At 71.5% G+C, this 26,949-nt stretch carries 29 protein-coding genes; 22 read left to right on the top strand and 7 right to left on the bottom strand.

Features of this window, described 5'->3' with window-relative positions; all coding sequences use genetic code 11:
• Nucleotides 1-50 precede the first annotated feature (50 nt).
• From ACH4RC_RS35665 to ACH4RC_RS35685, 5 genes are all read left to right on the top strand, one after another.
• Entirely contained in the window at nt 51-779 is a 729-nt protein-coding gene (locus tag ACH4RC_RS35665) for a DUF2993 domain-containing protein (RefSeq protein ID WP_398208243.1), read from the top strand.
• A 247-nt stretch (nt 780-1,026) separates the two neighbouring features.
• On the top strand, nt 1,027-1,107 hold the full coding sequence (locus tag ACH4RC_RS35670) for a putative leader peptide (RefSeq protein WP_350203226.1): 81 nt from the start codon (nt 1,027-1,029) through the stop codon (nt 1,105-1,107).
• Between the two features lie 136 nt (nt 1,108-1,243).
• Nucleotides 1,244-2,089 carry a sulfurtransferase gene (locus tag ACH4RC_RS35675; RefSeq protein ID WP_398208245.1) on the top strand — a complete coding sequence of 282 codons (846 nt, stop codon included), beginning with the start codon at nt 1,244-1,246 and terminating at the stop codon, nt 2,087-2,089.
• Nucleotides 2,090-2,143: 54 nt separating this feature from the next.
• Nucleotides 2,144-2,431 (top strand): DUF1416 domain-containing protein, encoded by a 288-nt coding sequence (locus ACH4RC_RS35680; protein WP_127832476.1) that lies wholly within the window; start codon nt 2,144-2,146, stop codon nt 2,429-2,431.
• Between the two features lie 124 nt (nt 2,432-2,555).
• Nucleotides 2,556-2,819, top strand: a complete 264-nt coding sequence (locus tag ACH4RC_RS35685; RefSeq protein WP_398208247.1) for a DUF3099 domain-containing protein — start codon at nt 2,556-2,558, stop codon at nt 2,817-2,819.
• A 53-nt stretch (nt 2,820-2,872) separates the two neighbouring features.
• Here the strand turns inward: ACH4RC_RS35685 and ACH4RC_RS35690 are convergent, their stop codons facing one another.
• Nucleotides 2,873-5,308 carry an FtsX-like permease family protein gene (locus tag ACH4RC_RS35690; RefSeq protein WP_398208249.1) on the bottom strand — a complete coding sequence of 812 codons (2,436 nt, stop codon included), beginning with the start codon at nt 5,306-5,308 and terminating at the stop codon, nt 2,873-2,875.
• Nucleotides 5,302-6,048, bottom strand: a complete 747-nt coding sequence (locus tag ACH4RC_RS35695) for an ABC transporter ATP-binding protein (protein ID WP_398208251.1) — start codon at nt 6,046-6,048, stop codon at nt 5,302-5,304. The genes ACH4RC_RS35690 and ACH4RC_RS35695 overlap by 7 nt, the downstream gene beginning before the upstream one ends.
• Nucleotides 6,049-6,133: 85 nt before the next feature.
• Here ACH4RC_RS35695 and ACH4RC_RS35700 point away from each other — a divergent pair, with 85 nt between their 5' ends.
• The 8 genes from ACH4RC_RS35700 to ACH4RC_RS35735 all read left to right on the top strand — a co-directional run bounded on the left by ACH4RC_RS35700 (nt 6,134) and on the right by ACH4RC_RS35735 (nt 14,339).
• A complete protein-coding gene (locus tag ACH4RC_RS35700; RefSeq protein WP_398208253.1) occupies nt 6,134-8,947 on the top strand; it encodes an AAA family ATPase in 2,814 nt (937 codons plus the stop codon).
• Nucleotides 8,948-9,219: 272 nt separating this feature from the next.
• A complete protein-coding gene (locus tag ACH4RC_RS35705) occupies nt 9,220-9,873 on the top strand; it encodes a hypothetical protein (protein WP_398208255.1) in 654 nt (217 codons plus the stop codon).
• On the top strand, nt 9,870-10,688 hold the full coding sequence (locus ACH4RC_RS35710) for a hypothetical protein (protein WP_398208257.1): 819 nt from the start codon (nt 9,870-9,872) through the stop codon (nt 10,686-10,688). Before ACH4RC_RS35705 ends, ACH4RC_RS35710 begins: the two co-directional genes overlap by 4 nt.
• The gene (locus ACH4RC_RS35715) at nt 10,685-11,677 is read left to right on the top strand and encodes a hypothetical protein (protein WP_398208259.1); all 993 of its coding nucleotides are present in this window, start codon (nt 10,685-10,687) and stop codon (nt 11,675-11,677) included. The genes ACH4RC_RS35710 and ACH4RC_RS35715 overlap by 4 nt, the downstream gene beginning before the upstream one ends.
• Before the next feature lie 242 nt (nt 11,678-11,919).
• On the top strand, nt 11,920-12,492 hold the full coding sequence (locus tag ACH4RC_RS35720) for an FABP family protein (protein ID WP_398208261.1): 573 nt from the start codon (nt 11,920-11,922) through the stop codon (nt 12,490-12,492).
• Between the two features lie 25 nt (nt 12,493-12,517).
• On the top strand, nt 12,518-12,841 hold the full coding sequence (locus ACH4RC_RS35725) for a hypothetical protein (RefSeq protein ID WP_398208263.1): 324 nt from the start codon (nt 12,518-12,520) through the stop codon (nt 12,839-12,841).
• Nucleotides 12,842-12,850: 9 nt separating this feature from the next.
• Nucleotides 12,851-13,324, top strand: coding sequence for a Fur family transcriptional regulator (locus tag ACH4RC_RS35730; RefSeq protein WP_398208265.1), 474 nt, complete (start codon nt 12,851-12,853; stop codon nt 13,322-13,324).
• A gap of 34 nt (nt 13,325-13,358) precedes the next feature.
• Complete coding sequence (locus ACH4RC_RS35735; RefSeq protein WP_398208267.1) at nt 13,359-14,339, top strand: YgfZ/GcvT domain-containing protein; 981 nt, start codon at nt 13,359-13,361, stop codon at nt 14,337-14,339.
• A gap of 12 nt (nt 14,340-14,351) precedes the next feature.
• On the opposite strand, the gene dtd is transcribed toward ACH4RC_RS35735, so the two are convergent.
• Nucleotides 14,352-14,777: a D-aminoacyl-tRNA deacylase gene (gene dtd / locus ACH4RC_RS35740; RefSeq protein WP_398208269.1), complete on the bottom strand. Its 426-nt coding sequence runs from the start codon at nt 14,775-14,777 to the stop codon at nt 14,352-14,354.
• 177 nt (nt 14,778-14,954) lie between these two features.
• On the opposite strand from dtd, the gene ACH4RC_RS35745 reads away from it, so the two are divergent.
• Nucleotides 14,955-15,542 carry an ABC transporter substrate-binding protein gene (locus ACH4RC_RS35745; protein ID WP_398208271.1) on the top strand — a complete coding sequence of 196 codons (588 nt, stop codon included), beginning with the start codon at nt 14,955-14,957 and terminating at the stop codon, nt 15,540-15,542.
• Between the two features lie 214 nt (nt 15,543-15,756).
• On the opposite strand, the gene ACH4RC_RS35750 is transcribed toward ACH4RC_RS35745, so the two are convergent.
• Nucleotides 15,757-15,942, bottom strand: a complete 186-nt coding sequence (locus ACH4RC_RS35750; RefSeq protein WP_398208273.1) for a hypothetical protein — start codon at nt 15,940-15,942, stop codon at nt 15,757-15,759.
• 214 nt (nt 15,943-16,156) lie between these two features.
• Between ACH4RC_RS35750 and ACH4RC_RS35755 the strand changes: the two genes are divergently transcribed.
• Nucleotides 16,157-17,083, top strand: a complete 927-nt coding sequence (locus ACH4RC_RS35755; RefSeq protein WP_398208275.1) for a winged helix-turn-helix domain-containing protein — start codon at nt 16,157-16,159, stop codon at nt 17,081-17,083.
• Between the two features lie 22 nt (nt 17,084-17,105).
• Here ACH4RC_RS35755 and ACH4RC_RS35760 read toward each other — a convergent pair whose 3' ends face one another.
• Nucleotides 17,106-17,297 carry a hypothetical protein gene (locus tag ACH4RC_RS35760; protein WP_398208277.1) on the bottom strand — a complete coding sequence of 64 codons (192 nt, stop codon included), beginning with the start codon at nt 17,295-17,297 and terminating at the stop codon, nt 17,106-17,108.
• Between the two features lie 180 nt (nt 17,298-17,477).
• Here ACH4RC_RS35760 and ACH4RC_RS35765 point away from each other — a divergent pair, with 180 nt between their 5' ends.
• The 3 genes from ACH4RC_RS35765 (at nt 17,478) to ACH4RC_RS35775 (ending at nt 20,247) form a co-directional block, all read left to right on the top strand.
• Nucleotides 17,478-18,374, top strand: a complete 897-nt coding sequence (locus ACH4RC_RS35765) for a winged helix-turn-helix domain-containing protein (protein WP_398208279.1) — start codon at nt 17,478-17,480, stop codon at nt 18,372-18,374.
• A gap of 62 nt (nt 18,375-18,436) precedes the next feature.
• The gene (locus ACH4RC_RS35770) at nt 18,437-19,141 is read left to right on the top strand and encodes an HAD family hydrolase (protein WP_398208281.1); all 705 of its coding nucleotides are present in this window, start codon (nt 18,437-18,439) and stop codon (nt 19,139-19,141) included.
• Between the two features lie 155 nt (nt 19,142-19,296).
• The gene (locus ACH4RC_RS35775) at nt 19,297-20,247 is read left to right on the top strand and encodes a winged helix-turn-helix domain-containing protein (RefSeq protein WP_398208283.1); all 951 of its coding nucleotides are present in this window, start codon (nt 19,297-19,299) and stop codon (nt 20,245-20,247) included.
• Here ACH4RC_RS35775 and ACH4RC_RS35780 read toward each other — a convergent pair.
• Complete coding sequence (locus ACH4RC_RS35780; protein WP_398208285.1) at nt 20,238-20,429, bottom strand: hypothetical protein; 192 nt, start codon at nt 20,427-20,429, stop codon at nt 20,238-20,240. The two genes, ACH4RC_RS35775 and ACH4RC_RS35780, sit on opposite strands and share 10 nt — an antisense overlap.
• A gap of 173 nt (nt 20,430-20,602) precedes the next feature.
• Between ACH4RC_RS35780 and ACH4RC_RS35785 the strand changes: the two genes are divergently transcribed.
• The 3 genes from ACH4RC_RS35785 to ACH4RC_RS35795 all read left to right on the top strand — a co-directional run bounded on the left by ACH4RC_RS35785 (nt 20,603) and on the right by ACH4RC_RS35795 (nt 24,797).
• Nucleotides 20,603-21,481: a winged helix-turn-helix domain-containing protein gene (locus ACH4RC_RS35785; RefSeq protein ID WP_398208287.1), complete on the top strand. Its 879-nt coding sequence runs from the start codon at nt 20,603-20,605 to the stop codon at nt 21,479-21,481.
• A 148-nt stretch (nt 21,482-21,629) separates the two neighbouring features.
• The gene (locus ACH4RC_RS35790; protein ID WP_398208289.1) at nt 21,630-23,873 is read left to right on the top strand and encodes a phosphotransferase; all 2,244 of its coding nucleotides are present in this window, start codon (nt 21,630-21,632) and stop codon (nt 23,871-23,873) included.
• Between the two features lie 36 nt (nt 23,874-23,909).
• Complete coding sequence (locus tag ACH4RC_RS35795; RefSeq protein WP_398208291.1) at nt 23,910-24,797, top strand: hypothetical protein; 888 nt, start codon at nt 23,910-23,912, stop codon at nt 24,795-24,797.
• A 39-nt stretch (nt 24,798-24,836) separates the two neighbouring features.
• Here the strand turns inward: ACH4RC_RS35795 and ACH4RC_RS35800 are convergent, their stop codons facing one another.
• The gene (locus ACH4RC_RS35800; protein ID WP_398208293.1) at nt 24,837-25,325 is read right to left on the bottom strand and encodes a MarR family winged helix-turn-helix transcriptional regulator; all 489 of its coding nucleotides are present in this window, start codon (nt 25,323-25,325) and stop codon (nt 24,837-24,839) included.
• Nucleotides 25,326-25,455: 130 nt separating this feature from the next.
• On the opposite strand from ACH4RC_RS35800, the gene ACH4RC_RS35805 reads away from it, so the two are divergent.
• Nucleotides 25,456-26,931 (top strand): MFS transporter, encoded by a 1,476-nt coding sequence (locus ACH4RC_RS35805; RefSeq protein ID WP_398208295.1) that lies wholly within the window; start codon nt 25,456-25,458, stop codon nt 26,929-26,931.
• Nucleotides 26,932-26,949: the final 18 nt, after the last annotated feature.

Genomic DNA, 26,949 nt, shown 5'->3' on the forward strand with positions numbered 1-26,949 from the left:
AAGAGGCGCCGGGTACGTATACACGGCAAATTGGCAAATGGGGGACCCCGATGCGCGCACTGCGAATACTGTTGATCTTCGTTGTCATCGTGGGCGGCCTCTTCGTGATCGCCGACCGCGTCGCCGTCAACTTCGCCGAGGACAAGGCCGCCGACAAGATCCGCACGAGCGAGGCCCTGGCCGACACCCCGGACGTGAGCATCAAGGGCTTCCCGTTCCTCACCCAGGTCGTGGGCGGCACCCTGGACGACGTGGAGATCGGCATCAAGGACTACGACGCGAAGAGCGGCGGCGACAGCATCCGCATCGCGGACCTGGACGCCGAGATGCACGGCGTGGAGTTCGACAGCAGCTACAGCTCCGCCACCGCCGAGTCGGCCACCGGCACCGCCCGGATCTCCTACGCCGAGCTCCTGAAGGCCGTGAAGAAGCAGGACGTCGCCCAGGTGGCCCCCGGCATCACCGCCCAGATCGACGGGCTCTCGTACGGCGGCGGCGACAAGATCAAGGTGGCGGTCACGGTGAAGACGCCGGTCGGCACGTTGCACCCGACCGTGCTGAGCGCCGTGAAGGTCACCGACGGCAAGGTCTCGGCGCGCGCCGACAGCCTGCCGAAGATCGGCGCGTTCGATCTGGCGGAGGGCCGGGTCCGGGCCGTCACCGACTTCCAGCAGGCGATCGACAACCTGCCCGCGGGCATCGAGCTGGACAACGTCCAGGCGGTGCAGGACGGCGTGGAGATCACGGTGAAGGGTTCGAACCTGAAGCTCGTCGGGTAGGGACGACCGGGTAAAGACGCGCAGGGACGCGCAGGGACGCGCAGGGACGAACGAGGGCGGCTGAGCGGCGACCGTCCGTACTGCGAGACGGAGCCGTCCATCCATCAGAAGGACGGGCGGCGGAAGCGCCCCCGGGGCCGCCGCGCGACGGCCCGGACAGGCGTCGGTTCCCGCCATTCGGACGATTACGTCTCAGTATGCGACATGCCGGTGACACGGCGCCCGATACGTCCTTACGATCGGACGCATGAAGCGACAGGCGGACCTCACGAAGCGGCGGGCAGTAGACCTGTGCCGCGTCGCCGCCATGCTCTGTCGCACTGTCTGAGCGGGACACCCGGCCACACACGACCGGCACCCGCCTTCTCCCAGGCCCCTCGAGTTCGGACTCGGGGCCGCCCCGCGCCCATCCTGCGCACCGAAATCCCGCATGCCCCGCCGCAACTGCCCCGGAGGAAGACAGCATGAGCCGCAGCGACGTCCTGGTCGACGCCGATTGGGTCGAGGCCAACCTCGACAACGAGAACGTGGCGATCGTCGAGGTCGACGAGGACACGTCGGCGTACGACAAGAACCACATCAAGAACGCGATCCGGATCGACTGGACCAAGGACCTCCAGGACCCGGTCCGGCGTGACTTCATCGACCAGGAGGGCTTCGAGAAGCTCCTGTCGGAGAAGGGCATCGGCAACGACACGACCGTCGTCCTCTACGGCGGCAACAACAACTGGTTCGCGTCCTACGCCTTCTGGTACTTCAAGCTCTACGGCCACCAGGACGTGAAGCTCCTCGACGGCGGCCGCAAGAAGTGGGAGCTGGACTCCCGCGACCTGGTCGACGGCGCGCAGGTACCGAACCGCCCGGCGACCCAGTACAAGGCCAAGCCGCAGGACACCTCGATCCGTGCCTTCCGTGACGACGTCGTGAACGCGATCGGCAACCAGAACCTCGTCGACGTGCGCTCGCCCGACGAGTTCAGCGGCAAGCTCCTCGCCCCGGCGCACCTGCCGCAGGAGCAGTCGCAGCGTCCGGGCCACGTCCCGTCCGCGCGGAACATCCCGTGGTCGAAGAACGCCAACGACGACGGCACGTTCAAGTCGGACGACGAGCTCAAGGCCCTGTACGAGGACGAGCAGGTCGACCTGGCCAAGGACACCGTCGCGTACTGCCGCATCGGTGAGCGTTCCGCGCTGACCTGGTTCGTGCTGCACGAGCTGCTCGGTGTCGAGAACGTCAAGAACTACGACGGCTCGTGGACCGAGTACGGCTCCCTCGTCGGCGTGCCGATCGAGCTCGGCGCCGCGAAGTAACCCTCGAGCAACCCGAACCACGTCCAACTGACCTTTCCTGCCTAGGAGTTACGTATGTGTGGAGCGAAGGCCGGCGGTCCCGACGCCTCGACGATCAAGCCCGGTGAGACCACGATCCAGGGCCAGGTGACCCGCGACGGCGAGCCGGTGACGGGCTACGTCCGCCTCCTGGACTCGACCGGCGAGTTCACCGCCGAGGTCCCGACCTCGGCCACGGGCCAGTTCCGCTTCTACGCGGCCGAGGGCACGTGGACCCTGCGCGCGCTGGTCCCGGGCGGCACGGCGGACCGTACGGTCGTCGCGCAGACCGGCGGACTCGCGGAGGTCGCGATCGCCGTGTGACGGCGGCGCCGCGACGCGCACATCACAGGCTCGAAGGGCCGCATCCCGGGGGTTGGACGCCACTGGTACGGGGTGCGGTCCTTCGGCTTGCGCGGGGGGAGCGAAGCGGGCCTACGCTGGGGGTATGTACGCGCGGCGGAAGCATCTGTACTTCGCCATGATGGGCCTGTGCATCGGCCTCTTCGTCCTGGCGTGGGGCCTCGTGCGGCTCTGGTCCGTGCCCGCCGCCGTCGGGATGTGCGTGGTCGCCATGGTCATCCCGCCGGTCGCCGCCATCGTCGCGAACCGGCGTGGCCCCGAGGACCGTTGGTGGGACGACCCGTCGGGTGACACCGAGTCCGACGAGTGGTGGGACGAGCTGGACGGAAAGAAGCGCCCCAGGCCCTGACACCCACCCTGACACCACACCCACCCGGACACCCACCCTGACACCCATCGGTGTCATGTTCCCGGGCGGCGGTTCAGCGCCGCCGGTACCGTCGCCGCCACCACCGCGAGCAGCGCGCAGACCGCCGTCGCCGTGCCCATCGCCGTCCACGGGACGCGCGGCCACATCGGGCCCGCCAGGCGCAGCACCGACCACCACAGCCCGGCCAGGCTCAGCGCCGCCGCGCCGAGGGCGAGCAGCGCGCCGACCGTCACCACGAGGAGCGCCTCCATCGCGGCGAACGCGGCGACCTGGCGCCGTCGGGCGCCGAGCAGGGCCAGCGCGCGGCGTTCGGCCGTGCGGTCTGCCGCCGCCATCAGGGAGATGTTGACCAGGGCGAGCACCGTGTACGCGAGGACGACCCCGAGGACCGCGAGCAGACCCGTACGGCTCGCCGACCGGCCGCCCTCTGCCGCCTCCGCGCTCCACCGCTCCCTCGTCAGAGCCGTGGCGCTGTGGCCGCGCGTGGCTCGCTCCAGTGCCGTGTGCACGGGGCAGGGCGCGGTGCCGGGGCGCAGCTTCACGTACGCGAGCGGCGGGCGGGCGGTGAGCGCGCGGCCGGGCGTGATGTACGCGTCGGCCGTGGCGCCCGCGCCGAGCAGGCCGACCACCTTGAGCGTGGACCGGCTGCCGTCGGGGCCCCAGACCGGGAAGGACTCGCCGAGCCCGTGTTCCCAGGTGGGCGAGGCGACGACGGTGCCGGGGCGGAGCACGGCCAGGGAACCGGCCTCGACCGGGATGTCCGCCGCCGCGTCCAGCGCCTTCGGGTCGACGGCCTCGACGGGCCGCCGGATCAGCTTCGTATCGCCTTCGAGGGTGTAGACGCTCGTGGGGACCGGGGCGGACACGTCCACGCCGGGCAGCGCGCGCAGCCGGTCCATCAGCTCCCGGTCGAGGCCGCCGTCGCCGCGCGCCGTGACGACGAACTCGGCGCGCACCGGGCCCGTCCGCATCTCCTCCTTCGCGGCGTCGCCGGTCGCCGCGCCGCCGAGCAGCGCCGCCGTCAGGCCGACCGTGACCAGGACCGGGGCCGCCGTCATCGCGGTCTGCCGGGCCGAGGCGAGCGCGGCCGAGGCGGCGACCTCGCCGGCCGCGCCGGGCAGCCGGGACAGCGGTACGGCGACGAGCCGGGCGACCGGGGCGGCGACAGCGGGGGCGAGCAGGGCCGCGGCGGCGACGAGGAGCATGACGAGGGGCATCGCCGTCTTGTTGTGCGTGGCGGAGGCGGGATCGGTGAGGGCGTTCACCGCCATGCAGACCAGGGCCGTGGCCAGGCTGCCGAGACCGAGGGCCCAGCGGGTCGGGGTCATCGCCCGGCTCTCGGCCGCCGCCTCGCGCAGCGCCTCGGCGGGGCCGGTGCGCCCGGCCCGCAGCGCGGGGGCCGCGGCGGCGACGAGCGCGACGGCCACACCGGTCGGGAAGGCGACGAGCGCGGGGACGGCCGAGCCGCTGACCACCGTCCAGTCGGGGGCCAGGCCGAGCGCGATCAGCCGGTCCAGGAGCGCGGGCGCGGCGAGCGGGCCGAGCACGGCGCCGAGCCCGGACGCGACGAGCGCGAGCAGCCACGCCTCGGCGCGCACCATGCGGCGCAGCTGGCGGCCGGTCGCGCCGACCGAGCGGAGCAGGGCGAACTCGCGGCGGCGCCGCCCGGTGGCGTAGGCGAACGTCGACGACACCACGAAAGCGCTGACGAACACGGCGAACCCGCCCGCGATCCCGACGACCGTGCTGGCGTCGTTGCGGGCCTTCGTGTCGGCGGCCCGCGCGGGATCGGTCCGCGCCCGGTCGTCGCCGGTGAGGACGTGCGCGCCGGTACCGCGTACGAGTTCGCGTACGGCGGCGGAGGAGGCGGGCTGCCGGAGCGCCAACGCGTCGATGCGGGGCGAGAGCCGAGCGGCGCGGGTGTCGGTGAAGAAGACCGTCGGTCCGGGCTCTGAGGTGGTGGTGCCGACGATCCGGTACGTGGCCGGGCCCGCCGCCGTCACGACCGTGACCCGGTCGCCCGGCCGGCCCTCTCGACCGCTGACGGCGATCTCGGTGGCGGTGCGCGGCGCCCGGCCCGCCGTCAGCCGCTGCGGGGCCGTACGGTGCGCCGACCACGGGCGGCCGGTCAGCGTCGTACCGGAGGCGAGCCGTGCCGGGATGATCCGGTCGACGACCGCGCCGGGCAGCCCGGCCGCGCGCCCGGCGAGCGAGGCGGGCAGCGAACGGGGCTCGGCGAGCGGGGCGCCGCTCGTCCCGCGCGCGGTCTCCACCTCGAGGTCCGTGTCCGGTACGACGACGGTGGGCGCGGCGGCGTACCGCTGCGGGCCGCGTTCGGGCGAGGTCAGGGTGGACGCGAGCACCTGGCCCGACGCCGCCATCAGGAACGTGCCGAGGACGAGGGCGGTGAGGCAGCCCGCGAGGGAGGTCCAGCGGGTGCGCAGGGTGGCGAGGGCGAGGCTCAGCACGACGCCTCCAGGTGCAGCATGCGGGTGGTCACGGCGTCGGGGGTCGGGTCGGTGAGTTCGCCGGTCAGGCGGCCGTCGGCGAGGAAGAGGACGCGGTCGGCGCAGGCCGCCGCGAGCGGGTCGTGGGTGACCATGACGAGGGTCTGGGCGTGCCGGTCGACGAGGGTGCGCATGAGCTGGAGGAGTTGGCGGCTGGTCGAGGCGTCGAGGGCGCCGGTCGGCTCGTCGGCGAAGAGCACGGCGGGCCGGGTCACCAGGGCGCGGGCGAGCGCCACGCGCTGCTGCTGGCCGCCCGAGAGCTGGGCCGGCCGGTGTCCCGTCCGCTCGGCGAGGCCCACGGCGGCCAGGCCCTGGCGGACCAGGGCCGGGTCGGGGCGGCGGCCCGCGAGGCGCAGCGGCAGGGCGACGTTCTGCGCGGCGGTCAGCGACGGCAGCAGATTGAAGGACTGGAACACGAACCCGATCCGCTCGCGGCGCAACAGCGTCCGCTTGCGCTCGCTGAGCCGCGCCAGATCGTGTCCGGCCACCAACACCCGCCCCGCCTGCGGTCGTTCGAGCCCGGCCGCGCACTGCAACAGCGTCGTCTTGCCGGACCCGGACGGGCCCATGACGGCCGTGAACGTGCCGTGCGCGAACGTCACCGACACGTCGTCGAGCGCGGTCACCGGGGTCTCGCCGCCGGGGTGGCGGCGCGTGACGTGGTCGAGGACGACGGACGCGTCCGCAGGTCTTGTCTCCATGCCCGAGAGCCTGGTCGGGCGGGGGCGGCGACGGTATCGGACATGTGCCCAGGACCGGCCCGCCGGGCGATCTAGGATCTGCCGCATGGGCGGGGGAGACGACCGGTCGCACGGCCGGAACGAGGAAATGGCGCGGCGCCGGTTGCACGGCCGCGACGAGGAAATGGCGCGGCTCGACGGGCTGCTCGGCGGCGCGGTCGCAGGGGCCGGCGGTGTGCTCGTGGTCCGGGGCGACGCGGGCATCGGCAAGAGCGCGCTGCTGGACCACGCCGCCGAACGCGCCCGGGACACGTACGGCATGCGCGTCGTACGGGCCACCGGGTTCGAGACGGAGGCGGAGATCCCGTTCGCCTCGCTGCATCTGCTGCTCCACCCGGTGCTGGACCGGCTCGACGGGCTGCCCGAGCGGCAGGCGGACGCGCTGCGTGCGGCGCTGGGAATGGGCGCAGGGGCAACGGACGATCTTCTGCTCACCGGGCTCGCCACCTTGTCGCTGCTCGTCGAACTGGGGTCTGACGGGCCCGTGTTGTGTGTCGTCGACGACGCCCACTGGCTCGACCACGCCTCCGCGCGGGTGCTGCTCTTCGCGGCCCGCAGGCTCACCGCCGAGGGCATCGTGCTGCTGTTCGGCGCACGGCTCGGGCACGGCTTCAACCCGCCGGGACTGCCCTCGCTGCGATTGACCGGCCTCGACGAGGCGAGCGCCGGGCGGCTGCTCGACGAGCACGCGCCGGATCTGCCGCGGGCGGCTCGGAGCAGGGCCGTCGCGGAGTGCGCGGGGAACCCGTTGGCGTTACTCGGACTTCCGGCTTACGGAGACGGTCCGGGTGGCGTAGCTGGTGTAGCTGGTGTAGCTGGTGTGACTTACGTGGCTGGTGTGAGTGGTGCGGGGGACGTCCTGCCGTTGCCGCGCCGCCTGGAGGACGCGTACGCGTTCCGGGTCGCCGGGCTCTCGGAGCCCGCGCGCCGGGCCCTGCTCGTCGCGGCGGCGGGCGACGGCGATCTCGCCGTGATCGAGCGGGTGACCGGGCCGGCCCCGCTCCAGGAGGCCGAGCGGGCGCGGCTCGTGTGGTTGCGGGGCGGTACGGGACGTCTGGAGTTCGGGCACCCGCTGCTGCGCAGCGCCATCCTGAACGCCGCCGAACACGGTGAACTCGGGGCAGTGCACGCGGAGTTGGCGGACGTACTCGCCGACGACCCCGGCCGGCAGGTCTGGCACCGGGCGCACGCCGCGACCGGCCCCGACGACGAGATCGCCGACGCGCTGGCCCGTGCCGCCGTCCGCGCCGACGCCCTCGGCGGCCACGCGGGCGCGGGCGCCGCACTGGCCCGCGCCGCCGCCCTCACCACCGACCCGGCTCTGAAGGCCCGCCGCCTCGTCGACGCCGCGCGGGCCGCCGCCGACGCGGGCTTGTCGGAGCGGGCCCGCGCCCTCCTCCGCGAGGCCCGCCCCGCCGCCGACGACCCGCACACCCTGGCCCGCCTCCACGCGCTGCGGGCCCGCGCCGCGTTCGAGGAGGGCGCGCCGGAGCAGGCCCACGACCTCCTTGTCCGGGGCGCGGCGGCGCTGGGCCGCGGGGCCGAGGCCGGGGCGCTGCTCGTCGACGCCGCGCGCAACGCCTGGCAGCTCGGCGACCCCGAACGGCTGCGGAGCTGCGCCGACCGGCTGACCGCGCTCACCCCCGGCCCCGGCCCCGGCGACGGGCTCGGGCCCGCGATCGACGCGGTGTGCGGCGCCGCGATCTTCCTGGAACAGGGGCCCGCGCGCGCCGTCCCCGTGATGCGGCCGCTGGTCGCGTACGGCCGGACCGGGGCGACGGCGCCGCGCGCCCTGCGGATCAACGCGGCGTTCGTCGCGGGCCTCATCGGCGACTTCGACGCGGGCCGGCAGATCGCCGCCGAGGTGGCGGAGGAGTGCCGGAACCGGGGAGACGTGGGCTGGCTGCCGCTCGCCCACCTCCCGCTGGCCGCGAGCGAGCTGTACCTGGGCCGGTTCCGGGAGGCCGCGGCCACCGCCACCGAGGGGCTGCGCCTCGCGGCGGACACCGGACAGCCGCACCGCGGCGGCCACCTGCACGGCATGCTCGCCTGGCTGGCCGCCGTCCGCGGCGACCTGGACGAGGCACGCGGCCACGCCGCCCGCTGCCACGACCACTACGACACCACCGGCATCGTCAACAGCCTCGCCTGGGCCGAATGGGCCCTCGCCCTTGCCGACCTGGGGCGCGGTGACGGCGCGGGCACCGTGCGGCGCCTCGCCGCCGCGCAAGAGGGTCCGGGGCGCCACCAGATCCAGGGTGTGTACGCCGCACCCGACTGGGTCGAGGCCGCCTCGCGCGTCGGCGACCCGGCGCACGAGCCGCTCGCCCGGTACACCTCCTGGGCCGAGGCGTCCGGGCAGGCGTGGGCCGACGCCGTACTGCACCGCTGCCGCGCGCTGACGCAGGACGACTGGGAGCGCGCGTACGCCCTGTTCACCACCGCCGTACGGCTGCACGCCGACAGCGGGCGGCCCTGGGAGGCGGCCCGCACCCGGCTGCTGTTCGGGGAACGGCTGCGCCGTGAGCGCCACAAGACGGAGGCCAGGGCGCATCTGCGGTCGGCGGCCGAGACGTTCGAGCGGCTCGGTGCCACACCGTGGGCGGAGCGGGCGCGCGCCGAACTCCGCGCCACCGGCGACCCGGGTACGCCGTCGGGCACGTCGGTGGCCCTGGACGCGCTCTCCCCGCAAGAGCTGCAGATCGTCCGGCTCGCCGCCACCGGAATGACCAACAAGGAGATCGGCGCCCGGTTGTTCCTGAGCCCGAAGACAGTGGGCTATCACCTGTACCGGGCGTTCCCGAAGCTCGGGGTGGCGAGCAGGGCGCAGCTGGCGGGGCTGGATCTGACGGAGGCGTGAGGGCGCGCCGAGCAAGCATGTGGTCGAAGCGCTTTCGTTATCCAAAACCGTGCAACCTGCATGGGTCTCTGTGGGTCTCCTGTGCGCGCGGATACGGAATCCGTGCGTCACGTTCCGTGGGGGACCTGTTGGAAGACGTACAAACTACGCAGACGGCGCCTCAGGCGCCGCCTGTCGCTCCACAGTCGCCGCCTGGGGAGACGGCACTGGGGACGACGCCTGTTCCCCGGCGCCGCCGGGGCCGTACCACGCTGCTGATCGCGTGCGCCGCCGTGCTGGGTGTCGTCGCCGGGGTCTGCACCGGCTACATCGTGCAGGCCGACCGTGCCGTGGACCGGCTGCCTGCGCTGTCCCAGCCGACGATCGAGCAGGCCAAGGGCGCGCCACAGCCGCTGTCCGCCGCACAGGACCGAGCCGTTCGCACGGAAGGCGATCTGCGGCGGCTGCTGGTCCGCGCGCCCAAGGGAGCCCGCGACGTGTCCGGCGGCACGGGCGACGGCGCCTGGATGGACGTCGCGGACATCGCGGCGACGTACGAGGACACCGAGTCGGCCTTCTCCCACCTGCTGGAGAGCGAGTTCCGGCGCGCGGCCTCCGTGATGTGGACCGAGGACGGCACGGACATCGAGGTCCGGCTCACGCAGTACCGGGACCTGGAGAGCACCGACGCCCAGGCCTCCGCCATCGAGCAGCAGCAAGGCATGGACTGGCGCTTTCCCGACGACACGCCCGACGGCATCCCGGGCTCCGGCACCGGCACCGTCTACGTGGGCGCCGACCGCGATCCCGAGTCCGGGTGGTACCAGGCGGAGGCCGTCGCGAGCCGCGGTGACCTGGAGATGGAGATCTGGCTGAGCAACGCCGACCGGCCGGTCAGCAAGAAGCGGGCCATGGAGCTGGCCCGCGCGCAGTGGGGGCGGATGTGAGCGTGGACGTACAGCAGCAGCAGCCGGAGCAGCCGCAGACGCCGGAGCAGCCGCGGCGGTCGCGGCGCCGCCTGGTCGTGGGTCTCGTCGTGACGGCACTGGTTTTGGGCGTCGTCGGTACCGGTGTCGGCGTCACGGCCTCCCGCGTGGCCACCGCCGACCGGGATCCCGGCGCGCCCCGCTGGCAGTTCCCCTCCCGTGGCCACGACTCCACCGACACGGTGGGGCACCGGGAGGTCGGAGCATCGTTGCTGCCCTACCCGGTCGGGTACGAGGCGGGGCCCGACATGGACGAGTTCGGCAGCGACAAGGAGTTCTCCGGCCGGGAGGCCACCGCGCTGCGCAAGAAGTCGCTGAGCTTCCTGCCGATGACCCAGCGCCGGCGCATGGAGCGGCAGATCGACCGCCAGAAGATCACCAGCATGGCCATGCGCTCGTACGCCTCGCAGAGCATGGCCGACGGCGGCATCGTCGCCGAGATCACCCTGGCCCGGATGGAGGGCAGCGGCACGGCACGCACCATCGTCCGCTCGCAGACGGCCGTGTTCGACGCGATCGGCGTCTTCCGCAAGGGCCCCAAGATCAAGGGCTACAAGGACGCGCGCTGCTATGTGATGCCCAGAGATGCCGAGGAGGTGCTGGAGATGGTGTATTGCACCGCCTACCAGGGCGATGTCGTGGTCACCTTCTCGGCGCAGGGCACGAAGAAGGTCCCCTTCGGAAGCGCCGGCAAGGCCCTGGTGGCCTCCGGTGAACCGGCCAGCCTGATGGGCGCGCAACTGGACCGGCTCGGCACGGTGGGTGAGGCGGTATGAGCGAAAGCCTGAGCGAGAAGCAGAGCGACAGCCTGAGCGAGAAGCCCAGCGAAAGCGTGAGCGAAGTCCTGAGCGAGCACCAGGGCGATAAGCAGAGCGAGCGCCTGATCACCCAGGGCCCCGAGCATACGGGGCACGGGGATGAGGAGGCCGTCGTCATCGCGGAGGAGCCCACGAAGGAGCCCGCGGAGCAGTTCGCTGCGGAACCGGCGGCGCCGCAGACCCTCCGGCCGCGGCGGGTGGCACGCGCCGTGCTGCGCTGGAGCGCCGCCGTCGTCGTCTTCGCCCTCGCGGCCGGCGGCACCGCCTACGGGATCACCCAGCAGAATCGCTCCGACCTGCCCGGTCTCGCGACCGAGTCGGACGGGCGCTGGGACTACCCGGTCCTGACCCGCCCCGCCCTGCCCAAGGGCGCCCCGCGCCCCTTCGACCAGCGCAACGCGGCAGGGGCGCACTACGCGGACCCCCGCGCGCTCGTGCTGCCCGCCCCGGCCGGCGCCCGCCCGGACCCGGGCCTGCGCGCCGAGGGCGGCTGGGTGACGACCAAGGCGTTCCTCGCGCAGTACGAGGCCGAGGAGCGCGAGGGCCTCGGCGTCGACCTGACCGACGCGGGCCTGCGCCACATCACCGGCCGCGCCTGGGTGACGCCGGACGGCACCCGCACCCGGATCTTCCTGCTCCACTTCGGCACCGGGGCGCAGGCCGCCTCGGTCGCCGACACCCTGGCGTCGGGGTCCTCGTCGCCGCAGCGCTACCTGATCGGGGCGCAGGACGTCGAGCTCGACGAGGGGTACCCGGAGGAGGCGCACGGCACGGACGTCACGGTGCACGCCTACGACGAGACGAGCCCGCGCGGCGCGGCCCACCTGCGCCAGGCGTACCTGGTGGCCGGGGACATGGTGGGTCTGGTGACACAGCAGCGGAAGGGGACCGCCGCGGCCGTGCCGTTCCAGCAGACCGTCGCCCTGCAGAGCGAGCTGCTCGGCTGAGCCGCCCCCCGACCCCACCGGCCGACCTCGCCGAGAGCCCCGGGCCCCACCCGACTACAGTGGGGCCCGGCTCTGTATGTAACCCGAGATGTATTCCGCTCACCGAGGAGCACCCGTGCTTGAGGCCTTCTTCTCCGCCCTCCTTGTCCTGGTCTGCGTCGGCGTCCTCGCCTTCGCAGGTCTGACTGTGAAGAAGCTGTACCAGGGCCAGCGCTGACCTATCCCACTGATTGAGTAACTCCATGATCCAGATCCCGTCCGACCTGCACCCCGACCTCCTTCCGCTCGCGTTCCTCCTGGGGAACTGGGCAGGCGCCGGCGTCACCGACTTCCCGGGCGCCGAGAAGGCCAACTTCGGTCAGGAGGTCTCCTTCACCCATGACGGGCGGGACTTCCTGGAGTTCCACTCGCACAGCTGGATCCTCGACAGCGACGGCAACAAGGTGAAGCCGCTGGAGTCCGAGTCCGGCTTCTGGCGCGTCGACAAGGACCGCAAGGTCGAGGTCGTCATGGTCCGGGACGACGGCGTCGTCGAGGTCTGGTACGGCGAGCTGGCCGACAAGAAGCCGCAGATCGACCTGGCCACCGACGCGGTCGCCCGCACCGCCGCATCCGGCCCGTACAGCGGCGGCAAGCGTCTCTACGGCTATGTGAAGGGCGACCTCATGTGGGTCGGAGAGAAGCAGACCCCCGAGGTCCCGCTGCGCCCCTACATGTCGGCCCAGCTCAAGAAGGTCGTCTCCCCCGAGGAGGTCGCCGAGATGGCGCGCAACCTCCCGGACATGCCGGACGACGGTATCGCCTTCTTCAAGTAGGCCCGGCCGTCCGCAGCGACGGCACATGGATGGCTCCGCGCGAATCCGCGCCGGGGCCATCAACTGTCTCACCGCCCTCTGCGCCCTGCGCGGTTCCCGGGCGTTCCCCGGGACCGAGGCGCTGAGCAGGGCGGTTGCCGTCGAGGGCATCAGGGCGAAGGACTACGCTCAACCGCCGGGTCACCGAATGGCTGGAGCGCCGAGCGGCCGGGACAGGGAGATCGGGGCCGCGCTCAAGGCCGTCGATGAGAAGATCAGGGCACACGCGGAGATCGTGCGGGTCACCTCCGAGCTGCGGGAAACCCTCTCGGAGCCGCTGATGACGGGGCGTCTGCCGGCAAGCCCTTGAAGGAGCGGCATGGCTTCTACACTGGACGGTGTGGTGAGCACCGAGGGAATCGACTGGAAGAGCGACCTGCGGCAGCGCGGCTACCGGCTGACGCCGCAGCGCCAGCTTGTTCTCGAGGCCGTGGACACCCTGGAGCACGCGACCCCCGACGACATCCTGAGCGAAGTGCGCAGGACGGCGTCGGGCGTCAACATCTCCACGGTGTACCGGACCCTGGAGCTTCTGGAGGAGCTGGGCCTGGTCAGCCACGCCCACCTCGGGCACGGCGCGCCCACCTACCACCTCGCCGACCGCCACCATCACATCCACATGGTGTGCAGGGACTGCACGGACGTGATCGAGGCCGATGTCGACGTGGCGGCGGAGTTCACCGCCAAGCTGCGCGCCGAGTTCGGCTTCGACACCGACCTGAAGCACTTCGCGATCTTCGGCCGGTGCGCGAAGTGCACGGCCTCCGGGGAAGAGGACCGGGCGCAGGAATAAGCGGCCCCGGCTCCTCGTCGTAGTGTTGGTGAACATGCAGCGACACTCAACGAGCAGCCCCCTGCTGACCCTGCCCGGCGCCGTCCCCGGTGAGGGCGTGGACGAAGGCGTCGCCGCGCACTACGGCGACCTGTTCCGCGAGCAGCGGTCCCTCGCCGACGGGTCCGGCGTCGTCGACCTCTCCCACCGCGGCGTCATCACGGTCACCGGCGACGACCGGCTGAGCTGGCTGCACCTGCTGCTGACCCAGCACGTCACCGAGCTGCCCCCCGGGCAGTCCACCGAGGCGCTGATCCTCTCCGCCAACGGCCACATCGAGCACGCCCTGTACCTCGTCGACGACGGTACGACGACGTGGGCGCACGTGGAGCCCGGCACCCAGGACGCCCTCGTCACGTACCTGGAGTCGATGAAGTTCTTCTACCGGGTCGACGTCGCCGACCGCACCGCCGACTTCGCCGTCGTTCACCTGCCCGCCGGCTCCATCGCCCCGGTGCCTGACGGGGTGACCGTGCGCGAGACCCCGTACGGCCGCGACCTCTTCCTGCCGCGCGGCGACCTCGAACCGTACGCGAAGGAGAACGGCCCCGCGGTCGGGCTCCTCGCCTACGAGGCGCTGCGCGTCGAGCAGCACCGGCCGCGGCTCGGCCTCGAGACCGACCACCGCACCATCCCGCACGAGCTGGGCTGGCTGGAGAGCGCCGTCCACCTGCAGAAGGGCTGCTACCGCGGGCAGGAGACCGTCGCCCGCGTGCAGAACCTCGGCAAGCCGCCGCGCCGCCTCGTCTTCCTCCACCTCGACGGCAGCGAGGTGCACCTGCCGCCGCACGGCGCCGACGTCCGGCTCGCCGCCGACGGCCCCGAGGGCCGCAAGATCGGCTTCGTGACGACGTCCGTACGCCACCACGAGCTGGGCCCGATCGCCCTCGCCCTGGTGAAGCGGAACGTGCCGGTGGACGCGGAGCTGATGGCCGAGACGACGGCGGCGGCGCAGGAGGTGGTGGTCGAGCCGTAGACGCGTGTGCCGCTAGATCTCCAGCAGCACGGTGAACGGGCCGTCGTTGGTGAGCGACACCCGCATCTGGGCCCCGAACCGGCCCGTCGCCACGGTGGCGCCGAGCGCCCGCAGCCGCGCCACGACCTCGTCGACCAGCGGCTCGGCGACAGGGCCCGGCGCCGCGGCGTTCCAGGTGGGGCGGCGCCCCTTGCGGGCGTCGCCGTAGAGCGTGAACTGGCTGATGACCAGTAGCGGCGCGTCGATGTCGCTGCACGACTTCTCGTCGGAGAGCATCCGCACGGACCACAGTTTGCGGGCGAGCTGAGCGGCCTTCTCCGCGGTGTCCTCATGGGTGACCCCGACAAGGACACAGAGCCCCTCGCCCTTGATCTCGCCGACGATCTCCTCGTCCACGACGACGCTGGCGCCATCAACCCTCTGAACAACTGCTCGCATGGGCCCATCATGCCGTGCCCCGTGCCATGGTCCAGAACCCCCCATCCGGGGCGGATATGGGGTACTCGCGCACAGAGCGGGCACCGGGGGTGGCACCATGCTCACACGCGGTGCGCCGATGGCGCGCGGCGGCGGTCCGGTCGAGGGGACGGTAAGCACACCATGGATGCCCACGCCATGAGCCACACACCTAGTACGCGGCGGTCCGGGGACCCGGGCGCCGCGATGGCCCGGCCGCCCGTGCAGCGCGTCGACAGCCCCGAACTGCCGGCCGCACCCGAGCACGACCTGGCCCGGCTCGGCCTGCCCGAGCTGCGCCGGGTGCGCCGCGATTCGCAGCAGGACGAGGCGGACCTGAGCTACGTACGCCGCCTGCTCCAGGGCCGTATCGACATCCTGCGCGCCGAGCTGGGGCGGCGCCGCGACCCCGAGACGCCCGTCGTGGACCGGCTCTCGGAGATCCTCCGCGACCAGCCGACCCGCCAGCGCTCCTCGGCCCGCCACGTCACCCTGGGCACCCCGCACAGCGAGGAGTTCCGCCGCCTCGCCGCCGACATGCTCTCCGAGGTCGAACTCTCCGACCTGGCGGCCCGCACGGACGACGAACTCCACACGGCGATGGGCCGCCTCACCCGCTACGAACAACAGGTCTCCCGCCGCCGCCAGCACCTCCAGCACACAGCGGACAACTGCAGCACGGAAATCGCCCGCCGCTACAGGGAGGGCGAGGCCCAGGTGGACGACTTGCTGGTAAACGGCAACTAGCGCCCCCCACCCGGCGCGCGGCGAACAGCCCGACCAGCCACAACGCACCCGCACCCGAGACGGAGGGCGCCGCCGCGCTGGCCGACGCCCTGTTCCGTACCCCGAGGCGACCGTGGTGCCTCGACATGTTCTGACCCTGGCGGCCGGGCGGGTGTCCGCGTACGAGGTCGAAAGACCGACCGGGCTCCCGGCTCCCCTCCGGAAGGGAGCCCGGTCAGCCGCTCTGGGCGAGCAGCAGGACGAGGATGGCCGCCCCGATGCCGCTGATCATGGTGTTCCTGGCCTTGAGCCCGATGGTGAGCACGACGAAGGCGATGATGCCCATCGGGCCGTACTTCCACTGGATGAGCTGCTCGAATCCGATGGCGAGCGCGGCGATGAGGATGGCGAAGACCGGCATTGGACTTACCCCCTTAGGTCCGAGTGGTGACCAACTCCGGCGCCATACCGGTGACGTAGACCAACCTGTGTGACCGACGCCAACCCCCGAGGTTGTCCGACCATGTCGCTCAAGTTGGTCACCAACTCACTGGTACTTATCTCCGCTGAAGCGCGACTCATAACCACCTTTCTTTCAACTCCCCGAAGATGGCGGGAAGTTGTAGCCTTGGTCTGTGAGTGCGGAACATGCCGCCGTCAATGGACGGCCGGAGCCGCGGCGGACGCAGTGGACGTACCGCGACGTGGCCGACGAGCTGCGCGCCCGGATCCGTTCCGGGTCGCTCCGGCCTGGTCAACGCATGCCCACGCAGGCGCAGTTGGCGGACGACTTCGGCGTGGACCGCTCCTCCGTGCGCCAAGCGCTGCGCATATTGCAGTCCGAGCAGCTGCTGGCCAACGTCTCCAAGGGCAGTCCGGCCACCGTCGCGGACACCAGCAGGGCCGCGCCGAACGGTCCGGGCGCCCTGCCGCAGCCGACGATGGTCGCGCTGGCGCAGCGGGTCTCGGCGGCGTTCCGCCAACCCGACGTGGAGATCGACGCCCTCTGCCTCACGTCCGTCTCGCTGACCCTCGCCATGGGCGAACCGCTGCGCGAGATTCACGCGGGCCGCATAAAACCGGCCAAGGTGCGGGTGCGGGTGCTGCTGCCGAGCCGCGACATCGACCTCGCCTTCCCGGCCCCGGCCGACGCCGAGGTGGAGGCGGACGGCGTGACGGGCGACCGGCTGCAGCGCTACTGGCTGGAGCAGCGCAACGCGCAGGGTCAGGTCCTGCGCCACAACCTGCTCGGGCTGCGGGGCACGCACGGCATCGACGTCGAGGTGGCGTTCCGCGCCCTGCCGTTCACGCCACCGGTCAAGTTGTACCTGCTCAACGACGTCGAGGCGCTGTTCGCGTACTACACGCTGTCGCGGCGCGGTACGCAGATCGACCACGAGCGGGTGGACGTCTACGACGCGCAGGGCGTGTCACAGAAGCTGTTCGGGTTCGAGCAGGGGGCGGGGCTGCGGGACACGACGTTCGTGGAACAGTCCCAGCTCTGGTTCAACAGCCTGTGGAACACGATCAGCGGGGACCTGACGCTCAGCGCACAGCGCTGAGCGCGCGGTCCCGCCCGGTTCCTCAAGCGAGGGCGGGTCCGGCCACCATGATCGCGAGCAGCACGCCGCCGATGGAACTGCACGTGGCGTTCCGCGACTTTGCGCCGATGGCCAGCAGGAGCAGACCGGCGATGCCGGCCGGTCCGTAGTGCCACTGGACGAGCTGCTCGAAGGTGATCACGAACACCGCGGAGAGGAGGCTCAGGAAGGGCATGACGTTTCCTCCTTCATCAGCTACGGCGGAGAAGATGGCTGTACTTGTTGGCCCGAGTTGGCGACCAACTCTACTATGGTTGTCCCCACTTGGTCCCAGGCCATAAACAAGTCAACAACAAGTGCCGCCAAGTGACAGGGAGTTGTACCATTTGGTTCGTGACTGGGGAGCGTGGCAGACATGGCTGACATGGCAGACGCGACACTGAACGGCGGGGGCAGGCTGTCGCCCCATGAGATCGCCGACGACCTGCGGGAGCGGATCAGGGCGGGCCGGCTCCGAGCCGGTGAGCGCCTGCCCACGCAGGCCGCGCTCGCTGTCGAGTTCGGCGTGGAGCGCGGCACGGTCCGCCAGGCGCTGCATCTCCTCCAGTCGGACGGCCTCCTGAGCAACATCAGCAAGGGCAGCCCGCCACGTATCGCCCCCGCGACCCTGGCCCGCGACGAACCACGGCCCACCATGGTCGCGCTGGCGCCCCGCCTGGTGCAGGCGTTCGCGCAGCCCAAAGTGCGTATCGACGCCGTCTGCATGACCTCCGAGACGCTGATGCTGGCCCTCGGCGAGCCGCTGCGCCTCATCCACGAGGGCCGGATGCGGCCCGAGTCCATCGACGTACGCATCCTGCTGCCGAGCCGCAAGATCGACCTCGCCTTCCCGGTGCCGGTCCCCGACGGCACGGACGGCACCGACCGCGCGGACGACGAGGCGGTCCACGAGCGCTGGCTCGCCACGCGCAACGCCCAGGGCCAGGTCCTGCGCCACAATCTGCGGTCCCTGCGCTCCTCGCACGGCATCGACGTCCAGGTCACGTTCCGGGCCCTGCCGTTCACCCCGCCGGTCAAGCTGTACCTGCTCAACGACGCGGAGGCGCTCCTCTCGTACTACATGGTCACGCGCCGGGAGGAGGAGATCGACAGCGGCACCAAGCTGGAGATGTACGCCGCCACCGGTTCCCAGGCCCTGCTGTTCTCCTTCGAGCAGCGCGCGGGCCAGCGGGACCGGTCGTTCGTGGAGGAGTCGCAGAAGTGGTTCACCGCCCTCTGGGAAACCATCACCTCCGACCTGACACTCTCCTAGTGACTTCAGATGCGACGAAACAGAGCGTTCCCGTGGCCGAAGTGACGGGAGCAGCACGTGATTTGAACGGTTCGGACCGGTCGCTGACCGATCTGGTCAAGGGCGCACGCCATGTGCTCTTCGACTTCGACGGGCCGATCTGCCGCCTCTTCGCGGGGCGCCCGGCCCCCGTGATCGCCCGCGAGCAGGTCGACTGGCTGGACGCGCAAGGCCTCGGCGAGGCGCTGACCCCGGCGGAGCGCGCCGACGACGACCCGCACAGCGCCCTGCGCAGCCTGGGCCTGCAACGGCCCGACAGCGACCTGGTCATCGAGATGGAGAAACGTCTCACCGAGCAGGAGCTGAGGGCGGTCCGCTCGGCCTGGCCCACCGACTACGCCGACCCGCTGATCCGCACCTGGTCAGCGGTCGGCGTCCGCCTCGCCATCACCACCAACAACTCACCCGAGGCGGCCCGGCGCTACATCGAGGGCCGCGACCTGGCGCCCTGCTTCGAGCCGCACATCTACGGCCGCACCCGGGACCTGCGTCTCCTCAAGCCGGACCCGTACTGCCTGAACCTCGCCCTGCGCGCGATGGGGGCGGCCCCGGCCGCGGCCCTGATGATCGGCGACGCGCCCACGGACCTGCTCGCCGCGCGCGCCGCGGGCGTCCCGTTCCTGGGCTACGCGCGCAACGAACGCAAGGCCGAGCCGCTGCGGGAGGCCGGGGCCCGCCACGTCGTCAGCTCGCTTGAATCGCTCCTGACGATCCTGCGGGGCCCGTAGGCCCGTAGGCCCGTAGGCCCGTAGGCCCGTAGGCCCGTAGGCCCGTAGGCCCGTAGGCCCGCTGGGCTTCGTGTGGACCGTGCCCCCCCGCGGACCCCGAAGTTCCGCGCACGTCAGGTGGAGTTGGCGACCAACTGACGTAGAGTTGACTCAACTTGGCAAGGCGGAATCTTGCCGAGGCGGGACGGGAGTACGTCGCGGTGAACGGCAAGAGCAACGCGGTGAACGGCATGAGCAGCCCCACCCCCAGAGCCACCGCCGACGAGATCGCCGGCGCTCTGCGCGAACGCATCAGAGGGGGCGACCTCAAGGCGGGCGACCGGCTGCCCACGCAGGCCGCGCTCGCCGAACAGTTCGGCGTGGAGCGCGGCACGGTCCGGCACGCGCTGCAGCGCCTGCGCTCGGACGGCCTGCTGACCAACGTGAGCAAGGGCAGCCCGCCCCAGATCGCCGCCGCCCCCGCCGCCCAGGGCCCCGGCGGCTCCCGGGCCGCCCGCTCCATCCTCGGCCCGCGCCTCGTGGCCGCCTTCGGGCAGCCGCGGGTGCGGGTCGATGTCGCCTGCCTGACGGCGGAGACCCTGATGACAGCGCTCGGCGAACCCCTGCGCCGCGTCTACGAGGGCACCGACCGCCCAGAATCAGTCCACCTCCGGGTCCTGCTCCCCCTCCTCGGCCAGGACCTCGACTACCCCTCCCCCGACAAGGGCTGGGGCCGCGACGAAGCCCTGGACCGCGCCGTCAAGGAACGCAGCCGCGCCCAGCGCGCGGCCCAGCGGACGGTCCTCACCAACACGGTGACGGGCCTGCGCCGCAGCGGAATCGACGCCCGCGTCGAATTCCGCCACACCCTCGGCACCCCCACCCGGAAGGCATACCTCCTCAACCGGCGCGTGGCCCTGGTCGGCCATTACATCCCGGGCCGGTTCATGCGCGAGGTGGAGGATTACGAGGGGGCGAATCCGGTGGCGTTGTGTGATGTGGAGGGGTTCGATACGCCGATGTTCGTGTTCGACGCCGAGTGTGGCGGGAACGAGGCCGCCTTCGTCGACGCTGAACAGTCGATGTTCGACGGGGTGTGGGAGCACGTGGCGAGAGGTCAGGCCTGAGCCAGGGCCAGCAGAGCCAGTACGACCCCGGCGAAGGCCCAGGGGGTGGATTTCCGCTCGGCCGACCAGAGGAGGGTCAGGAAGGCCAGCGCGAGAACGCCGAAGATCCCGTACCTGGACTGCAGGAACTGCTCCGCGCCGAAGCCGAGCACGGGCGTCAGGACTTGCCACAGCGGATTCATGGGCCCCACCCCTAGCGATGCGATGTCACTGCCTACATTTACTGGTCCAATTGGACTGGACCGACTTGGATAGGTCCTCCCCGTGCGGGCAGATCGTTAAGCAACGGACCGCACTGGAACGGAATTTGACTGAAAGCGGTGTGCTGTTGGGCTGCCGGAGGTACGTTGCCCCCGTGGCGAACGGCCGGAGCGGTTCGAGCGGTGGCAGCGCGGTCTTCCGCGTCGTCGAGGATCTACGTGCGCGGATGGCGGGAGGAGCTCTTCCGCTCGGCTCACCTCTGCCTCCGCAGCGGGAGCTGGCGCGCAGCTACGACGTGTCGCGCGACACCGTGCAGAAGGCTCTCCAGCAACTTCGCGAGGAAGGCTGGGTCGAGTCCCGGCAGGGCAGCGGTACCCGCGTGATCAAGACCCAGCAGGTCCAGTCGTACACGGCGAAGGCGGCCAGAGAGGGCCGGGTGACGCTGCGGGAGTTCTTCGACGAGGCGTTCGCCCGGGAAGAGGTGGCGCTCGACGTCTTCACCCTGACGTCGGAATCCCTTGACACGCAGGTGCGGGGGCAGATCGAGCGGATCAGGTCCGGGGAGACGCCGCCGCGCGGCATCAGCGTCCGGATGCTGCTGCCCTCGGAATCCCTCGACCTGCCGTATCCGCGAGCGCTCGACGACCCGGGCGGCCGTCTGACGGCGCGGCTGCAGAAGAGGCTGCTCGGCATCACGCACCGGCACAGCAGTTCGCTGGAGGCTCAGTTTCGGCAGTTGGAGGCCGAAGGCATGGTGGGGTCGGCGCGGATCGAGGTACGCCATGTGGATCTGGCACCGGCCTTCAAGCTGTACCTGATCAACGGTGTGCAGGCCCTGCACGGCCCGTACGAGGTGATCGAGCGGCCCATCGTCCTGAGCGACAAGGAGACGGTCGAGGCGTTGGACGTGCTCGGCCTGGGCGCGATGCTTACGCACTATCTCAAGGACGATAATCCGGACTCGCGCGGGTCGGTCTTCATGGCGGCGTGGCAGGCGTGGTTCGACTCGGTCTGGACCGGCTTGGCGTACTGAATCGGTCGTCGTCCGAACGCGGGGTCCCGGAAGAGTGTCTTTACGGCGCCCATACCCGGCACTAGCGGTCTCCGGTCGTGGACTCGAGCGGCCGGGTCTACGCTGTGGCCCTGTTACGGCCGTGCGCATGAGTATCCAGGAGTGACCGGTGGGCGCTGATCTCGCCCTGAGGCCCCAGCAGCCCGAAGTGGTCCGTGAGGTACGGACGCGTTGGCTGTGGGACGGCGTCGTCGAAGGCGCGCGGCGCCGTGGCGAGAAGCTGAGCGGACACCACAACTACAACCAGGTGGTGCAGCTCTCCGCCGGGGACGCGGCCGTCCTGGGCCGCCCGGCCGGTTCCCGGGTCATGGTCAGACGCCGGAAGAAGGACGCGCCCTCGGTGGTGATGAGGACCTGGCAGGACGAGCGGGCGGTCCTGGACGCGATCGGCGGCACCCTCGACCACGTACCGCAGTGTCTGGCGCACCGCGACGACGTCGCCATTCACAGCTACATGGAGGGCACACCCCTGTCCGGCGTATGCCGGGACGGGAAACCGGTCGACTCGCTGCTGATCGACGCCTTCGCCGGTCTGCTCGCCGACATGACGCGCGTACCTGAGGAACTGCTGCCGGCAAGGCCGTTGTACTGGCCCCGCGACCACGACTGCCGGGGTTTCTTACGGAGACTGGCGCTGACCGCCGACGAACAGGTGCGCCAGCCCAATTGGGCTGAGTTCGGTGGACTGTTCGTGGCCTTGGGCGTACCGGAGAACGCACTGAGGCTGTACGGCCACTGGGCGCCGAAGCTGACTCCGCGTCCGTTCAGCCTGCTCCATGGTGACCTGCACCGCGACAACGTCATCGTCACCTATGACGGCGTGCCTCCGCTGATGTGCGTGGACTGGGAGCTGGCGACGTACGGCGATCCGCTGCACGACCTGGCAGTGCACCTGGTACGCATGCGGTATCCGCGAGAGCAGTGGGCGGAGGTGGTCGAGCGCTGGCGGGAGGCGATGCTCCGGGTGCGCCCGGCGGCGGTCGAAGGGCTCGACGACGATCTGCGGCACTACATCGACTTCGAGCGGGCCCAGTCCGTGTATCCGGATGTGATCAGAGCGGTCCGTTCGCTGGGTGACACGTTCTCGCAGAGTGATCTGGAAGCGGCGTCGGAGGAGGTTCACCGGGCCCTGGTCGTGGCCCGGCGCCCGCTCAGACTCCGCGACGTGATGGACGCGGCCGCGATCGAGCCGCTGCTCTTCCGGTGGCGGGTGGCCAGGGGCTCCCGTCACCGGGGCAGACTCTCCGCGGCCATCCAATGGCGGCGCGACGTCCGGGTGCCGTTGCGCGCGCCCTTCTCGGACGCGGAGGTCGAGGAGGCGTTGTGGGCCGAGGGCGCGGCGACGGCGCGACAGGTCTTCAAGGGCACGGCCCACCTGGGCACGGTCGTGGAAGTGGGCGGTTACGCCTCCCCCGTCATGGTGCGCAGGAAGGTGGGCACGGACAGCCCGATCGAGCCGAGGTTCCTCGACGAGCACGCGGTTCTGCGGGCCATCGAGGACTCGGGGGTGGGCGTCCGGGTGCCCAAGGTCCTGGCGCTGGGCGAGAGCAACTTCGAGGAGCCCTTCACGATCCACACGTATGTGGGCCCGTCGGACACCGCCCGCCGCCCCGCCCACCCCGTGCACGGACTGCTGCCGGGCGAGGCCCATGACCTCGTGGACCAGCTGAGCCTGCTGACCGAGGTGGACCCATGGCTGCTGGCACAGGACACGAAGGGGGCCGCCGGCTTCTACGGATGGCTCTGCGACCAGCTCGTCGACATGGTGAGAGGGCTCTCGCGTACCTCGAAAGACCTGGCCTGGCGGCTCGGTCTGCCGGACGCCGACGATCTTGAGCGGCGGCTGCGCCGGCACGAGGTACGGGAGCGCCCGTACACCCTGCTCCACGGCGACCTCAACCCGTGGAACCTGGTGCGGAGCGAGCGTGGCTTCGGCCTCACCCTCATCGACTGGGAGATGGCCATGGTGGGTGACCCGCTCTACGACCTCGTGCGGCACATCCATCTGACGCCGACGACCCGGGAGATCCGGGACCGCATGTACTCCCGCTGGGAGCGGCTGCTGCCGGAGCGCCTCACGTCCGGTTGGGAGCGGGACGTTCCGGCGTACCAAGGGCTGGAAGTCGTCCGTTCCGCCTATGTGGACCTGGACCGGCTCGTCACCGGGTCCGGCCTCGACGCCCCCAACGTCCGGCGCGCCGTGGGCTCGTACACCACAACGCTCCACAAGGCCCACAAGTGGCTGGCCATGCCGCCGAGTTCGCGGAACGCGGTCAACCCGTACCTTGCCCTCGCCCTGCCGCACGCGGACCATGAGGACGGGGGTGCGCCGGGGGCGCTTGCGGCCGACTGAGCGCCGCGTGCCTTCCGTACCCGGGGGAGGACGAGCATGGTCGACGGTGGACGAGGCGGTACGGACACGGGTGGTGTGAGGCAGGCGCTCAAGCGCTTCCAGCAGCGGGTCGAGCCGACGTTCGTGCGCTGTCTGCTGCTGGCGGTCTTCGTCACCGGCCTGACGGCTCAGTTCGTCCGGCCCTTGGGGGACGCCCTGGAAGGCAAGGTGTTCCTGGGCGGGGCGCTGCTCAGCCTCGTCGCCTACCTCCTCTACGACGCGCTGAAGGAGCTGACCGCCTCGTCCCGGCTCCCCGACCGGGGGCTGGTCGAATCGCGTGCGCTCGGCACGTTCGTCGCCGAGGCGTTCAGCGCCCGGCACGTGGAGATCAGCTTCTTCGGCTACACGGGCGAGACGCTCTACAACGAGCTCTACCACCGCCTGGAGCGGCTCGCGCACAATCCCGGCACGACGCGTCGGGTCACCGTCCGCTTCATCGTTCCGGACTTCGCGCGGCCGATGTACATGCCGGCCAGGGTCGGTCCGGACGAACTGCCCGAGGACGATCCCGCGTTCCGGCGGCGGGTGGGGGAGAAGTGCCAGGAGTACGACGCCATCCTGTCCGACCTCGCGGTACGGCTCACCACCCTCGGACGGATCCAGGTGCACTGCGAGTACCGCGTCTACGCTGGTCCGCCGCTGTACAAGCTCTGCATCTTCAACCGCAAGCGCGTGCTGCACGGTCTGTACGACCTCTCGGCGCGGATGCCGTTCCGCGGCCCGGACTACTACGACCCGAAGGGCTACGACACCGATCTGTCGGTCTTCGCCGGGGAACACGGGGTCGAGGACGAGCGGGCGATCGCCCAGTGGGCCAAGCACTTCGATGACATGTGGACGCTGGTCGCGCAGACCCCGGCGTGGCGGCGCGCGGCCGCCGCCTGACCTCGGGGATCTGACGCGGGGCGCCACGCACTGGCCGCGCTACCGGCCCTGTTGCCTCGGGCGGCGGGCCGGGGCCGGGGTGGGGGTGGCCAGGTGGCCCGTCGTCAGATGGGTGAGGAGGCGGAGGAACGTTGTCCGGTCGGCCGGCGGGAACGCCGCCAGCGCCTCCTCGTGCACCCCGTCGACGATCTCCTGGCTGCGGGCCGCCGTCCGCGCGCCCTCCTCGGTCACCGCGATGATCCGCGCCCGCCGGTCCGTGCTGGACGGGCGGCGCTCGGCGAGGCCCGCCTTCTCCAGGGCGTCGACGGTCACCACCATCGTCGTCTTGTCCATGTCGCCGATCTCGGCCAGCTGGTTCTGCGTGCGCTCCTTCTCCAGCGCGTGCACGAGCACACAGTGCATGCGCACCGTCAGACCGATCTCGGCGAGCGCCGCCGCCATCTGCGTACGAAGCACGTGGCTGGTGTGGTCCAGGAGGTAGGAGAGATCGGGCCTGGTCCGGGTGGGGGCGGGCGTCATGGCGGTCATGGGGTTCAGGGTAGTCGCTTTTCCGATCCCAGTTCCGTCGAAGATAGTCTGCAACAAAACTATCTGTTACGGTCGTGCTGTCGTCGCCGCCCGGTGGGGGTGGTGGCCCGACCCAGGAGGACCGTTCGCCGTGTCCGCCACACCCGCGACCCTCGGCGCGCCGCGCGCGCCCCGCACCCGTTCCCGCTGGCTCGCCCTCGGCGTCATCGCCACCGGAACGCTCATGATCATCCTCGACGGTTCGATCGTCACCGTCGCCATGCCCGCCATCCAGGACGACCTCGGCTTCTCTTCCGGCGCGCTGAGCTGGGTGGTCAACGCCTACCTCATCGCCTTCGGCAGCCTGCTCCTTCTCGCCGGCCGCCTCGGCGACCTCGTGGGCCGCAAGCGGATGTTCCTGACCGGCACCGCCGTGTTCACCGCCGCGTCGCTGCTCGCCGGGTTCGCCACGAGCCCCGCCGTCCTGCTCGCCGCACGGTTCCTGCAAGGGATCGGCAGCGCGATGGCCGCCGCAGTCGGGCTCGGCATCCTCGTCACGCTCTTCACCGACCCGCGTGAACGGGCGCGCGCCATCGGCGTGTTCAGCTTCACCGGCGCCGCCGGGGCCTCGATCGGTCAGGTGCTCGGCGGCGTACTGACCGACGCCCTCGACTGGCACTGGATCTTCTTCATCAACCTGCCCATCGGCGCCGCCGTCCTCGCCCTGGCCGTGCCCGCGCTCCCCGCGGACCGCGGCCTCGGACTGCGGGCGGGCGCCGACGCGTGGGGCGCCCTGCTGATCACCGGCGGGCTGATGCTCGGGATCTACGGCGTCGTGAAGATCGAGGAGTACGGGGCGTTCTCCGGGCCGACGCTCGGGCTGATCGGCGGCTCGCTCGCCCTGGTCGCCGGGTTCGTCGTGCGGCAGGCGCGGGCGCGTACCCCGCTGATGCCGTTGCGCGTCCTGCGTTCGCGGGCCGTCATCGGCGCGGGCGTGACGCAGATCCTCACGCTCGCCGCGATGTTCGCCTTCCAGGTCCTCGCCGCGCTCTACATGCAGCAGGTACTCGGTTACGGGGCCCTGGCCACCGGCCTCGCGATGCTGCCCGCCGCCGTCATGATCGGGGCGGTGTCCCTCGGGTTCTCGGCGCGGCTCGCGAACCGGTTCGGAGAGCGGCAGGTGCTCCTGGCCGGGCTGGTGCTGCTCGCGGGCGCCCTCGGCTACCTCGCGCGGGTGCCCGTGCAGGGCTCGTACGTCCCTGATCTGCTCCCCGTGATGCTGCTGATCTCCGGCGGCGGACTCGTCCTGCCGGCGCTCGCCGGGCTCGGCATGTCCGCGGCAGGGGAGGGGGACGCGGGCCTCGCCTCCGGCCTCTTCAACACCACCCAGCAGATCGGCATGGCGCTCGGCGTCGCCGTCCTGTCCACCCTCGCCGCCTCCCGCACCGGCACGCTGCTCGCCGAGGGCGCCACCCGGGAAGCGGCTCTGACCAGCGGCTACCGGCTGGCGTTCACCGTCGGGGCCGGACTGATCGGGGTGGCGTTCGTGGTGGCGCTGCTGGTGCTGCGCGGGCCCGCGCGGCCTGTGCAGGAAGACGCTCGTACGGCCGCGCCCGTCGTCGCCTGAGCCCCGCCGGCAGTCAAG

Source organism: Streptomyces sp. NPDC016845, assembly GCF_044332585.1.
GTDB lineage: Bacteria > Actinomycetota > Actinomycetes > Streptomycetales > Streptomycetaceae > Streptomyces.

Coding starts and splice junctions, on each gene's coding strand:
- ACH4RC_RS35735 (WP_398208267.1), top strand. CDS start 13,359: ATGCAGCGACACTCAACGAGCAGCCCCCTGCTGACCCTGCCCGGCGCC.
- ACH4RC_RS35725 (WP_398208263.1), top strand. CDS start 12,518: ATGGATGGCTCCGCGCGAATCCGCGCCGGGGCCATCAACTGTCTCACC.
- ACH4RC_RS35700 (WP_398208253.1), top strand. CDS start 6,134: ATGGGCGGGGGAGACGACCGGTCGCACGGCCGGAACGAGGAAATGGCG.
- ACH4RC_RS35800 (WP_398208293.1), bottom strand. CDS start 25,325: ATGACCGCCATGACGCCCGCCCCCACCCGGACCAGGCCCGATCTCTCC.
- ACH4RC_RS35795 (WP_398208291.1), top strand. CDS start 23,910: ATGGTCGACGGTGGACGAGGCGGTACGGACACGGGTGGTGTGAGGCAG.
- ACH4RC_RS35765 (WP_398208279.1), top strand. CDS start 17,478: ATGGCTGACATGGCAGACGCGACACTGAACGGCGGGGGCAGGCTGTCG.
- ACH4RC_RS35665 (WP_398208243.1), top strand. CDS start 51: ATGCGCGCACTGCGAATACTGTTGATCTTCGTTGTCATCGTGGGCGGC.
- ACH4RC_RS35675 (WP_398208245.1), top strand. CDS start 1,244: ATGAGCCGCAGCGACGTCCTGGTCGACGCCGATTGGGTCGAGGCCAAC.
- ACH4RC_RS35670 (WP_350203226.1), top strand. CDS start 1,027: ATGAAGCGACAGGCGGACCTCACGAAGCGGCGGGCAGTAGACCTGTGC.
- ACH4RC_RS35715 (WP_398208259.1), top strand. CDS start 10,685: ATGAGCGAAAGCCTGAGCGAGAAGCAGAGCGACAGCCTGAGCGAGAAG.
- dtd (WP_398208269.1), bottom strand. CDS start 14,777: ATGCGAGCAGTTGTTCAGAGGGTTGATGGCGCCAGCGTCGTCGTGGAC.
- ACH4RC_RS35760 (WP_398208277.1), bottom strand. CDS start 17,297: ATGCCCTTCCTGAGCCTCCTCTCCGCGGTGTTCGTGATCACCTTCGAG.
- ACH4RC_RS35685 (WP_398208247.1), top strand. CDS start 2,556: ATGTACGCGCGGCGGAAGCATCTGTACTTCGCCATGATGGGCCTGTGC.
- ACH4RC_RS35750 (WP_398208273.1), bottom strand. CDS start 15,942: ATGCCGGTCTTCGCCATCCTCATCGCCGCGCTCGCCATCGGATTCGAG.
- ACH4RC_RS35720 (WP_398208261.1), top strand. CDS start 11,920: ATGATCCAGATCCCGTCCGACCTGCACCCCGACCTCCTTCCGCTCGCG.
- ACH4RC_RS35695 (WP_398208251.1), bottom strand. CDS start 6,048: ATGGAGACAAGACCTGCGGACGCGTCCGTCGTCCTCGACCACGTCACG.
- ACH4RC_RS35780 (WP_398208285.1), bottom strand. CDS start 20,429: ATGAATCCGCTGTGGCAAGTCCTGACGCCCGTGCTCGGCTTCGGCGCG.
- ACH4RC_RS35745 (WP_398208271.1), top strand. CDS start 14,955: ATGAGCCACACACCTAGTACGCGGCGGTCCGGGGACCCGGGCGCCGCG.
- ACH4RC_RS35680 (WP_127832476.1), top strand. CDS start 2,144: ATGTGTGGAGCGAAGGCCGGCGGTCCCGACGCCTCGACGATCAAGCCC.
- ACH4RC_RS35730 (WP_398208265.1), top strand. CDS start 12,851: ATGGCTTCTACACTGGACGGTGTGGTGAGCACCGAGGGAATCGACTGG.